Source organism: Methanobrevibacter sp. (genome assembly GCF_045539575.1).
Lineage (GTDB): Archaea > Methanobacteriota > Methanobacteria > Methanobacteriales > Methanobacteriaceae > Methanocatella.
Genome location: NZ_JAZQFM010000021.1, coordinates 14842 through 26657 on the forward strand (window position 1 = coordinate 14842; position 11816 = coordinate 26657).

The following is an 11816-nucleotide window of genomic DNA, read 5'->3' on the forward strand; positions in this document are numbered from 1 at the left end:
GAATTGGAATAGATTTGGAATAAATTCGGAAAAGATTTGGAATAGAATTGGAATAAGTTTGGAAAGGATTTGGAATAATTTATTTAAATTTAGATAGTTAAACTACTATTACGTAAAAATTTATAGAAATTCACCAATTTCTATCCACCAAAAGGAGTTAATAACATGAATATTAACAATGACATAACCAATGACATCAAATTTCTTGCAAAATCCGAAATCCGATTGAAAATTTTAAGTGAACTCTACAATGAGCCCAACAATATTCGAGGACTCGTTAAACAGACTAAAATAACATACAGTTCTGTTTCAAACAATGTGGGAAAGTTAGAGAAGAACAACTACATTAAAAAGATCAATAATAAGTACTATGTTAATCCCATGGCAAAAGTATACTTCAAAAGCCTGATGGATTTCAAATCCAGCATTGACATGATCAATGACTATAATGACTTTTGGGATAAGCATAATCTAAAGCAGCTGAGCACAGATTCCATTAAAAACATAACCGACTTGAAAAACAGCACACTAGTCGAAGCAACCCCTATTGAAATTTTTAAAACACACAACACTATCAAAAGACAAATGCAAGAATCAAAAACAGTAAAGGCAATATTTCCATACCTCCATCCAGAATATCCAAAATTAATCGAAAATGTTTTAAAAAACAAGGGAACAGTAGAACTGATAATACCTCAAAGCATATTCAAGGAACTGATATTTCGCATTAATGGAAAAACTCGAAGAAAAGCTATTAAAAAAGGCAAATTAAGAGTCTACAATTTCAAAGAAAACCTTAATTTGTACCTGACCATTTGTGACAGGAACATTGGATTAAGCCTATTCAAAACTGACGGCAGTTTTGACCAGAACAGAATTTTAATCTCAAACGACCTGAAATCCTACAAATGGGCGGAAAAAGTATTTGACAATATCAAACAGCAGGTGATATGATGACAAGTACACAGACCAGACAGGAATTGACTAAAGAATTTCAAGGGATAAAATACATCTTAACCTCTGGAATGAGATCCAAGTTACTACTGACAATTTATGAACATCCGAAAAACCTTGACGATTTGCGGACTGAATTGGAAAAACCATCTGCAACAATATTGCACGGGTTGAAAGAACTGGAAACCAACAATCTGATACGAAAGGTGAACAAGTATTATGAATTAACCTCCAACGGATATCTGATTACCACAAACATGGTGAAACTAATAGAGAACTGGTATTCTGTCAACAAGAGCAAGCTGTTCTGGAACAATCATGACCTATCAGACATTCCTGAAGACGTGTTAAAAAACATTTACCTTCTCAAAGACGCCAGATATGTTAACTCAACAACAAGCGACTTGTCAAATGCCTTTAATGCATACATCAAGTTGATTTCAAGAGCAAAACAATTGAAGATCCTACTTCCAATATACTCTGAAAATCATTTCAAGCACTTGATTCAAATACTGAATAAAAAGCAGTTCAAAAGTCTTGAACTTGTGATAAATGAGGAAATCAGGGAGGCAATGCAGAAAAATGACTATCTCAACAAATCCATTCTTGAAAACGAGAAAGTTAAAATCAAATGCATCACCCGAAAGATAAGGATATTTTTAACATTCTCTGAGGAATTCGCTTCCCTGACCCTATTCTTCAAGGACGGACATTATGATGACTCACAGATATTGGTCGCCCATGACAAAAATTCAATAAAATGGGCAGTTAACCTATACAGCTATTTTTAGGAGGTGTCGAAATATGCAAAAATCAATAACAAAAGAATTATGGCAATGTGAAGATAAGAAACTAATAGAATTATTAATATGTAGAAAAGGCGGCAGAACAACCATCGAGATTGTTGACGAAATATTAACTCAACCGTTGAACAAGAATCAGATTGCAAAAAACATCAAGAAGGACTACCATACCGTAAGATACCACCTAACGATAATGTGCAAGCACAAGTATATAGTCAAGGAACCCATTGGCAAAACATCTTATTACTGGCCCTCAAAAAAATTAATTAATAATATTGACACATACAATAAAATTAAAGAGTCATTTGATGAAGAAAAATAGATGGTAATTATTATGAAAAGTGAAACTGCAAAACAACATCAGAAGGAATCCTCCAAAGACATAACCTGCGGATTGATAACCCTTAGCGACAGTAGAAAATCAGAAAAGCTTGACCTTTCCGGAAAATACATTGCGGAGGAAATCGAAGCAAGGTACACATTAAAATCCAGAAGCCTGATACCTGATGAAAAAGAAGATCTGGTCAACTCCATTGACGCCATGGCTGAAGACGGAATCGATGTCATTCTAACCAATGGTGGAACCGGCCTTGCCGCAAGGGACATTACCGTGGAGACCGTCGAATCATTATTTGAGAAAAAAATTGATGGATTTGGAGAATTGTTCAGAGCAAAATCCTTTGAAGAAATAGGTTCAGCGGCATTGCTTTCAAGGGCAACCGCTGGAGTTTATAAAAAAACAATCATATTCTCAATGCCCGGCTCTCCAAATGCCGTGAAAACCGCATTAGGCTTAATAATTGATGAACTGCCTCATTTCGTTCATCATGTGAAATGATGAAAATTAATATTTCATCATAAACTTATTTTTTTTAATCGAAAAATTCATCAACACTGATTAGAGGCTCTAAAGTAATTCCCTGTTTTTCAAATTCTTCAACAGCACCTTCCTGCCTGTCAACAACAACGAACGCCCTTACGACATTGCCGCCATTTTCCTGGATGGCCTTTATTGCCTTTAAAAGTGATCCTCCAGTAGTGGACACGTCCTCAACAACAATGACATTGTCCCCATCGTTGAGTTCACCTTCAATCAACTTGGAAGTACCGTAGCCCTTCTTCTCCTTACGAATCATCAATAACGGCAATTTTGATTCCAGGGAAACTGCTGTGGCTATTGGAACTGCACCCAAAGCAGGTCCGGCAACCTTGTCAATGTCACCATCCTTGATTTTATCAGTGATCAATTTTGAAATGGTTGACAATATTTCAGGTTCGGTGATTGCCTTTTTCATGTTGATGTAATAATTGCTCTTTTTTCCGGAAGACAAAGTGAAATCCCCTTCAAGGAACACTTCATTTTCCTTCAATAAACCAATAAGATACTCTTTTGAAGTCATTATAAATCATCTTCGCCTTTAAGTAAAATTTTATCTCCAATGACCTTTACAAGCTCCATTGGAACAAGGTCTTCGCTTGCCTTGATTTGTTCGGATAACCCTGACCTTTTAAGCACCAAATCAGTGATTTCATAAGTATCCTTGTCAAGAACAACATCTGAAACCTTTCCAACAATCTGAACGTCAGCATCAATGACTTCCTTACCAAATAATTCATCTTTAATTCTCATAAAAATACACCTTTCATCTAAAATTAATTTATCATTAATGATAATTAATAGTTTCTAAAAATGGGAAATTGTATTAAATATAAACAATATAGTAACAATATTAATGTTAAGGTGAATTTATGGAAGATGAAAATCTAACGGTGTCCCAGGTCAATTCATACATCAGTAAAAAAATGAATCGGGATGCGAAATTGAAAAACATATACGTTAAGGGAGAATTATCCAATTACAAATCCTATCCCCACGGCCACGATTACTTCACCCTAAAAGACGAAAAATCACAAATAAAGGGAGTGATGTTTAAAGGTAGGAAACGATTTCTTGAATTCACCCCAAAAGACGGAATTAAGGTCGTGATTAAAGGAAGCGTTGAAGTTTATGAGAAAAACGGATACTATCAACTGAAAGCGAACTCAATGGTTGTTGATGGAATTGGTCCATACCATATCGCATTCGAGAAACTGAAGAAAAAGCTTGAAAAAGAGGGATTGTTCGATCAAAAACACAAAAAGGAAATTCCAAAATACCCGAAAAGGATTGGAGTGGTGACCGCTGAAACCGGTGCGGCTGTAAAAGACATCATAACAACAATTCAACGCAGATACCCATTATGTGAAATACTTGTTTTCTCAACACTGGTGCAAGGTCAAAAGGCAGCGGAGCAAATCGCAAGGCAGATTGAAAAATCCGAAAGGTATGATTTGGACACCTTGATTGTTGGCCGGGGCGGAGGAAGCATTGAAGATTTATGGCCATTCAACGAGGAAATCGTTGCAAGAGCAATATTCAAATGCGAAACCCCTGTAATAAGTGCAGTCGGGCATGAAATCGATTTTACAATATCCGATTTCGTGGCGGACCTGAGGGCCGCAACACCGACCGCAGCAGCAGAGCTTGCAGTGCCGCAGATAAAGGAATTGAAGTTCAAAGTGACACAATTAAATAAACGTGCAAACAACTCCATTACCGACAAGATCCAATACAATAAAAATAGGTTAGATACAATCTGCAAAAAGCAAATCATCCAAAATCCCGAAAGCCTCTATGACATAAAGCAAATGAACCTTGACCATTTGCTCGATAAGCTGAACAACTTTTCTAAAAACATCATAGCCTCAAATCAACACAGGCTAACCATGATTGAAAACTCAAGCATATTGAAAAACCCCGAAGAGATATACCGGCAAAAATCAAACAAGTTAAATAATCTCATAAGCTCAATAAACTACTCCTCAAAAAGCATAATATCTAAAAATAAAAACCGCCTGGAAATAGTTAAAAGCAATAATGCACTGAAAAACCCGAGAAGAATATATGAAAACAAGCAACTCAACTTGAACAGTCAGATAAGCAAGATAGAATACTCCTCAAAAAACATACTCTCAAAAAACAAAAACAAACTCGAAATAATCAAAAACTCAAAAGCACTGAAAAACCCAAGCAAAATATATGAAAACAAGCAGCAGCACCTGAACAGTCAAATAAGCAAGATAGAATACTCCTCAAAAAACATACTCACAAAAAACAAAAGCAAACTGGAAATAATCAAAAACTCAAAAGCGCTGAAGAATCCCAATGATATAAAAATCAAAAAGCAAGATAAATTATTAACGAATATTGAAAAATTAGAAATATTAAATCCCCTCCTAACATTGAAGAGAGGCTATTCAATAACTAAAAAAAGTAATAAAGTGATAACCCATGCAAAAGATGTTAAAAAAGGGGATGAATTAGATATTGAATTTAATGATGGAACAATAAATACCAAGGTGATATGAATGGAAAACTTAAGTTTTGAAGAAAGTCTGGAAAAATTAGAAGAAATCGTGAACAAGTTAGAATCAGGGGACGTGCCTTTAGATGATGCTATTGATGAATTCAACAATGCAATGCAACTTGTTAAAATATGCAATGAGAAATTAAATTCCGCTGAGGAAGCAATAGCAAAAATCGTTCAGGAAAACGGAGACCTGATAGAATTCAAGCCTAGCGAATGAAATAGTTAATCCAATATTCCAATAATGCTCTTATTGGATAACTATTACAATCTTCTTTTATTTTAACCGCCAAATCATAGGCAGCATCCTTTTCAACAAGGTTATTTTCAACCTCATCAATCAGATTCAATACTGAAGTTGCAATAACGACATTTTCCTGTTTTCGAGCGTCAATCCTCAATTGCCTGATGAATTCAAACTTGTCATGGTCCAAATTATCGTAAAACTCATTTATGTCTAACTTATACCTGTTTAGCCTAACTAATGCATTTGACTGTGATTTGCTTGTAATCCATACCTGTTTGGAAATTGCTTTGGGTATTGCCTCAATTACGGCACCGGCCATCAATTCACCCAGTTTTGAATGCTTTCCAGCATTGGTTAAAGTGTCGTCACTATCATTATTTGAAAAAACCGCAACCCCATCGGTTCCGGTGCCTGTTGCAAATCCATTGGAGTACTGTGACGGAATCCTTAAGTTATTAAGCGCAACTGTTTTTGCCTCAGTTATTGTCATGAACGCTTCGGATAGAGTGGATTTGTCCAGGTGAACGTTGGTGAGCAGTATGATGTTGATTGTTCCAAGGTGAAACTCCCCATTCTCTTCCCAGTAGGATGCAGGGTCTCCCGCCCTTGTGGCATTTGTCCTGACGCCCGCAGTCACAATGGCTGTGACTTCAGTATTTTTGAATTTCCTATTGACGATGCTTACGTTTTTCATCTCGGCCAGGGTTATCAGGCCTGTAGAATAGTTTGAGTCAATGCCGAGCGATGCACATTCATTCATCAGGTATTGGCGGACATCGTGATTCACCAGGTAATTGATTTTTTCCTGTGACAGGTGCTGGTTAAAAACAGATTTGTATGAATCATTAGTGCCAGGGTTCAACTCGGATGTTGAAAAGCCGTTGCGACTGACACCGAAGTTAATTAGTATAGTGTCCTTTAAGTAAAAAATTTCATCATCATTTGATGTTTTAAAAATAAGCCTATTTGAGTACATAAAAAAATAAAAAAAAGAAGATGTAAAGTGAATTTACATCATTGGAGGCATTCCGCCAGCCATGGATGGGTCCATACCCATGTCTTCAGGGCCTTTGGTTGATGCGATTACGTCGTCGATTCTTAAAATCATTTCAGCTGCTTCGGATGCAGATTGGATAGCTTGTTTTTTGACACGTTTTGGTTCGATTACGCCAGCTTCTTTCATGTCTGCAACTTCACCAGTGAATACATCTAATCCCATGTAGAATGAGTCTTCTTGTGCTGCTCTTAAGTCCACTAAGGAGTCGATGCTGTCTAAACCTGCGTTTTCAGCTAAGGTTTTTGGTACGATTTCTAAAGCTTCTGCAAATGCGTTTACAGCTAATTGTTCTCTTCCGGAAATGGATTCTGCGTAGTCTTTGAGTTTTTTAGCCATTGCGATTTCAGGAGCTCCTCCGCCTGCAACTACTTTGTCGTCTTCTACGGTTGCTGCTACTACACCGATTGCGTCTTCGATTGCTCTTACGATTTCGTCAACGATGTGTTTGGTGGATCCTCTTACGAATAATGTTACGGATTTTGCGCCGCTGCATTCTTCTACGAAGATCATTTCTTCACCGGAGATTTTTCTTTCTTCTACGGTTCCAGCGATACCTAAGTCGTCTTCGGTTAAGTCATCGAGGTTGGTGATGACGCTTGCGCCGGTAGCTCTGGATAATTTTTCGATATCGGATTTTTTAACCCTTCTTACTGCTAATACTCCAGCTTTGGATAAGTAGTGTTGTGCTAAGTCATCGATACCTTTTTGTGCGAATAATACGTTAGCTCCAGAATCAGCGACTTTTTGAACCATTTCTTTAATCATGTTTTCTTCTTGTTCAATGAATGCCTGCATTTGAGCAGGGGCAGTGAGTCTGATTACAGCGCCAACTTCAGTTTCTTTAACTTCTAATGGAGTGTTGACAAGAGCGATTTTTGCATCTTTGATTTCTGATGGCATACCAGGATGTACTTTTTCTTTGTCAATGATTACTCCTTCAACTAAGTTGGATTCTTCAACAACAGCTCCATCTTTTTTCTCGATTTTAATGTTGTCGATGTCAACTGCGCCGTCTTCTTCAACTGCTTCTACAGCGTCTACGATTAATTTTGCTAATGGTTCACGTGCAGCTTCGGTTCCTTTACCAGTCATAGCAGTCATAGCTACTTTTAATAAGGTTTCGGAATCTACATCGTCGATTGCGATTTCATCTAAGATTTCTTGTGCTTTTTCTGCTGCTTTTCTGTATCCCATAGCAATGATAGTTGGGTGAATGTCAGAATCGAGTAATCCTTCAGATTTTTTCAATAATTCTCCAGCAATGATAACTGCAGTAGTAGTACCATCTCCAACTTCATCTTCTTGGGTTTTTGCTACTTCTACGAGCATTTTTGCTGCAGGATGTTCAATATCCATTTCTTTTAAGATTGTTACACCGTCGTAGGTTACAACAATGTCACCAAGTCCGTCAACTAACATTTTGTGCATTCCTTTTGGACCTAAAGTAGTTCTTACAGTTTCAGCTAATACTTTACCAGCTAAAATGTTATTTCTTTGTGCATCTCTACCGACAGACCTGTTAGTACCTTCAGGTAAAATAAAAATTGGTTGTCCTTGTGCCATTAATAATCACCTTTTTTTAATTTTATAAATAATTAGATCAGTTTAATTATCAACATGAGAAAATAAGTTATAGTGTTGACTAAACCTTTCTACATAATAAATGAGTTTAAGGTTATATAAATACTTTATGGTATAAAGTAAATAAAAGTAAGAAAAAGAAATCAACAGGATTTTGGGAAAAAATTATTGTGCTAATAATGACAATAACGACTGATTATTTTAATGGTTAACATGAAAAGTACAATAATTATTATGGGTTTCGAGCATTAAATGGATAAGTTATGCAAAATAATATCAAAGTAAATGTACTATGTAGATGACCATGAAGAAAAATTAAAATTAAAAAAAATTAAAAAAAGAAAGAGATATTAAATCCCTTTAAGACTCAGAAGCAACTCCAATTAAGGAATTTGAATCAGGTAAAATTACCTGTGTTGTTTTTTCTCTAACCTGAAAGGAGGAGTCCTTTCAATAGTATCATAAGCTTCCTGTTCTTCCTGAAGCTCATTAAAGAAAGTATTGATCTCTTCCAATCTTTTGATTTTATCGTTTTTCCTGCTCAACTCATTTTGAAGATTGAGGAAATCTTCACGAGGGACAGTATTCTGTTTTAGATACCTGAGTTCATTATCCTTATGGGCAACCTCGGATTTGAGAGTGATAAACTCATCACGAGGGACAGTATTCTGCCTTAAATTCTCAAGTTCATTATTCTTGGAAGCAATTTGATTTTCCAAATTAGATTGAAGAGTAATGAATTCTTCACGAGGAACGGTTTTTTCTTTTAAATATTCAATTTGAGTATCTTTTGATGCTAATTCATTTTCTAATTTAGTTTGAAGAGAAATATAATCATCTTTAGGAATGGAATTTTGTTTAAGGGTACTAATCTGATTATCTAAACTAGAAATTTCATTTTCAAATTGAGATTGAAGATCGAAGTAATCTTTTTTAGGGATAGTTTCTTCTTTTAAATCACATATTTCATCAGCCATTTCATTAATTTTAGTCTGGAATGATGATTGAAGGTCTTCATATTCTTCTTTAGGAATATATTGCTCTTTTATAATGTCAATCTGACTATTAGTTTGAGAAATTTCATTTTCTTTAAGCCTTAACTCATTATTCTTAAGCTCAAGTTCTTTTTCAAGTTCTAAAATCTGGGTTTTAGACTCGACATTATTTTCCAGCTTGATAATTTTGATTTTGTATTCATCAATAGTTCTAGAAAGAGAGTTTATTTGAGCTTCTTTTTCAGCTACACTTTTAAAGGATTCGTTTAATCTATCGTTAACGTCTGCTAACTCTTTTTTCTTATAATCTCTTAGTTGTTCAGCAAAATATTCCTTGATTTCATCAAGAGAATTGTTAACATAATCAAGTTCATAGATTCTGTCTTCCTGATTTTTGATTAAACTGTCTTTTTCTTCAAGCTGTCTTTTCAAAAGATTAATTTCATCTTCGGCTTTAAATTTTATTACAGAAACTTCTTTTTCTTTCTCTACAATATCTTTTTCGAGTTCTTTTATCCTCAATGGAGTGGTATCATTTGCTCGTTCAACTTCAAGTTCAGTTAAATCTAATTTTAACTTGTTGAGTTCCAATAGGCAAGATCGAATTAAAGATTGTAAAGTATCTTTTTCAGCATCAATTCCTATTTCCATTCTATCCCTTAGTTTAAATTTTATCCCAATATCGACTTCAAATTACTATCCTATTATGAATTTGAATATGTCGATAGATTGTACAATATAATTCCTTGCTATTAAATATTTCTTTTATACTATTTAAATTAAACCCTTAAATTAATCTAAAAATGAAAATAAAAACAATAAGAAAAAAGATGGAAAAAACAAAAAAAATTAAAAAAAATAAGAAAAATAAATTGATAAAATTAGAGTATTTTATCATTAATTAATTCAGCATTTAATATTGAAGCTCCAGCAGCCCCACGAACAGTATTATGTCCAACAAGAACATATTTAAAACTGTTATCAAATGCTTGGTCTTTTCTTAATCTTCCAACAGTAACAGCCATACCGTTACCGGCATTTCTGTCCATTCTTGGTTGTGGACGGTCATTTTCTTCTTTGACAATTACTGGATTTTCAGGAGCGGAATATAAATTTAGTTCTTGTGGCAATCCTTTGAAATTTGCCATACTATCTTTAACATCCGCAACATCAAAGTCATCATTTAACTCCACAAATACTGCCTCAGTATGACCATCGATAACAGGTACCCTATGACATGACGCACTTAATTTGAAATCTGCATTAACTACATCAGTTCCATCGAATGAACCCAACAGATAGAGGGATTCGCTTTCCATTTTTTCCTCTTCCCCACCAATGTAAGGAACAAGATTATCGATAATAGCCATTGATGGTACTCCATTATAACCTGCACCGGATACAGCTTGCATGGTTGAAACTCTAACGGATTTTACATCGAAATTATCAACAATTGGTTTTAATGTTAAAGCTAAAGCAATAGTTGAACAGTTAGGATTAGTTACAATGAATCCATCCCAGTTATTTTCCTTTTGCTGAGCATCAATCATGTCTAAGCATTGCGGATTGACTTCAGGAATCACTAAAGGAATATTCTTTTTCATTCTGTGCGCACTTGCATTACTTGCAACAACGTAATCTTTAGCGAATTCTTTTTCAACTTTTAATGCGAAATCAGCCGGAAGGGATGAAAATACAATATCAACATCATTATCCATTGCATCAGGACTGGTTTCTACAACTTCAATGTCTTTTACGGATTCTGGCATTTCATTATTCATATACCAGGTTGTTGCATCCTCGTATCTTTTACCTGCAGAACGAGAAGATGCAGCTAAAGCTGTAATCTCAAAATCTGGATGATTTTCAAGTAATTGAATAAATCTTTGACCAACCATTCCGGTTGCTCCTAATACTCCCACGTTTACCATATTACTCACCTATTCTAATCCTAATACATCATTCATACTGCTAACAATACCTTTTTCAGCAGTAGGAACATATCTGATAGCTCTTATAACACCAGCAATAAATACTTCTCTAGTATGAGCTTGGTGTTTAATTTCCAATCTTTCACCTTGACCAACAAACATTACAGTGTGATCTCCGACAATGTCTCCACCACGGACTGCATGAACACCTATTTCTTCAGAGGTTCTTTTGCCGACTAAACCTTTTCTTCCGTAAACACCGACTTCTTCAGGGTCACGGTCGAGTTCTTTAGCGATGACTTCAAATGCAGTCATAGCAGTTCCTGAAGGAGCGTCCTTTTTCTGGTTGTGGTGTGCTTCAATAATTTCAATATCATAATCATACAGTAATGGAGCTAATTTTTTCAAAGTGTTGAAGAACACGTTTACTCCAATAGCCATGTTTGATGAAATAACTGCACCTACATTATTTTCTTTAACGTTGTTGACGTTTTCAGCCATCTGTTCATCTGTGAAACCTGTTGTACCGACAACAACATTAACTCCGCATGAGGTTGCAGTTTTGATTGTTTCAACTGCAGCAGGAGCAATAGTGAAATCGACCAATACTTCTGCACCTGATGCTTTTAAGGTTTCTTCCAAGTTTTCAGAACCTGTAATTTCAACACTAAGTTCATCAATGCCCGCTTGAAGACCTGCATCTTTGCCTGCTAAAGGAGTGTTAGGCATTTCAATAGCTGCCACTACTTCCATATCATCTTGTTCTGTGATTCTTCTAATAATGCCGGAGCCCATTCTTCCTGCAGCTCCAGTTACAGCAACTTTAATCATAATAATACCA

General features: G+C 35.5%; 13 protein-coding genes. 6 read left to right on the forward strand and 7 right to left on the reverse strand.

Going from position 1 to position 11816, the window contains the following annotated elements; genetic code table 11:
• The first annotated feature begins 165 nt into the window (after window positions 1–165).
• Genes ACKI30_RS02315 through ACKI30_RS02330 form a run of 4 tightly spaced genes read left to right on the forward strand, consistent with a single transcriptional unit; the run spans window position 166 to window position 2595 of the window.
• On the forward strand, window positions 166–954 hold the full coding sequence (locus ACKI30_RS02315; protein WP_407409560.1) for a helix-turn-helix transcriptional regulator: 789 nt from the start codon (window positions 166–168) through the stop codon (window positions 952–954).
• Entirely contained in the window at window positions 954–1745 is a 792-nt protein-coding gene (locus ACKI30_RS02320; protein WP_407409562.1) for a helix-turn-helix transcriptional regulator, read from the forward strand. Before ACKI30_RS02315 ends, ACKI30_RS02320 begins: the two co-directional genes overlap by 1 nt.
• 13 nt (window positions 1746–1758) lie before the next feature.
• A complete protein-coding gene (locus tag ACKI30_RS02325) occupies window positions 1759–2079 on the forward strand; it encodes a winged helix-turn-helix domain-containing protein (protein WP_407409563.1) in 321 nt (106 codons plus the stop codon).
• Window positions 2080–2091: 12 nt separating this feature from the next.
• Window positions 2092–2595 (forward strand): molybdenum cofactor biosynthesis protein B, encoded by a 504-nt coding sequence (locus ACKI30_RS02330; protein WP_295599166.1) that lies wholly within the window; start codon window positions 2092–2094, stop codon window positions 2593–2595.
• A gap of 34 nt (window positions 2596–2629) precedes the next feature.
• Here ACKI30_RS02330 and pyrE read toward each other — a convergent pair whose 3' ends face one another.
• Both pyrE and ACKI30_RS02340 read right to left on the reverse strand, forming a co-directional pair.
• On the reverse strand, window positions 2630–3157 hold the full coding sequence (gene pyrE / locus ACKI30_RS02335) for an orotate phosphoribosyltransferase (RefSeq protein WP_407409565.1): 528 nt from the start codon (window positions 3155–3157) through the stop codon (window positions 2630–2632).
• Window positions 3157–3387, reverse strand: coding sequence for a PRC-barrel domain-containing protein (locus tag ACKI30_RS02340; RefSeq protein WP_295599172.1), 231 nt, complete (start codon window positions 3385–3387; stop codon window positions 3157–3159). The genes pyrE and ACKI30_RS02340 overlap by 1 nt, the downstream gene beginning before the upstream one ends.
• A gap of 119 nt (window positions 3388–3506) precedes the next feature.
• Here ACKI30_RS02340 and xseA point away from each other — a divergent pair, with 119 nt between their 5' ends.
• A complete protein-coding gene (xseA, locus tag ACKI30_RS02345) occupies window positions 3507–5165 on the forward strand; it encodes an exodeoxyribonuclease VII large subunit (RefSeq protein WP_407409567.1) in 1659 nt (552 codons plus the stop codon).
• Window positions 5166–5384, forward strand: a complete 219-nt coding sequence (locus ACKI30_RS02350) for an exodeoxyribonuclease VII small subunit (protein WP_295599179.1) — start codon at window positions 5166–5168, stop codon at window positions 5382–5384. It begins immediately after the preceding gene.
• Here the strand turns inward: ACKI30_RS02350 and ACKI30_RS02355 are convergent.
• The 5 genes from ACKI30_RS02355 to dapB all read right to left on the reverse strand — a co-directional run bounded on the left by ACKI30_RS02355 (window position 5374) and on the right by dapB (window position 11806).
• On the reverse strand, window positions 5374–6387 hold the full coding sequence (locus ACKI30_RS02355) for an adenosylcobinamide amidohydrolase (RefSeq protein ID WP_407409569.1): 1014 nt from the start codon (window positions 6385–6387) through the stop codon (window positions 5374–5376). The genes ACKI30_RS02350 and ACKI30_RS02355 overlap by 11 nt on opposite strands.
• 33 nt (window positions 6388–6420) lie before the next feature.
• The gene (thsA, locus tag ACKI30_RS02360) at window positions 6421–8031 is read right to left on the reverse strand and encodes a thermosome subunit alpha (protein ID WP_407409571.1); all 1611 of its coding nucleotides are present in this window, start codon (window positions 8029–8031) and stop codon (window positions 6421–6423) included.
• Window positions 8032–8456: 425 nt separating this feature from the next.
• Window positions 8457–9695: a hypothetical protein gene (locus ACKI30_RS02365; protein ID WP_407409573.1), complete on the reverse strand. Its 1239-nt coding sequence runs from the start codon at window positions 9693–9695 to the stop codon at window positions 8457–8459.
• Window positions 9696–9925: 230 nt separating this feature from the next.
• Complete coding sequence (gene asd / locus ACKI30_RS02370) at window positions 9926–10975, reverse strand: aspartate-semialdehyde dehydrogenase (protein ID WP_407409575.1); 1050 nt, start codon at window positions 10973–10975, stop codon at window positions 9926–9928.
• A gap of 9 nt (window positions 10976–10984) precedes the next feature.
• On the reverse strand, window positions 10985–11806 hold the full coding sequence (dapB, locus tag ACKI30_RS02375) for a 4-hydroxy-tetrahydrodipicolinate reductase (protein WP_407409577.1): 822 nt from the start codon (window positions 11804–11806) through the stop codon (window positions 10985–10987).
• Between the last annotated feature and the right edge of the window lie 10 nt (window positions 11807–11816).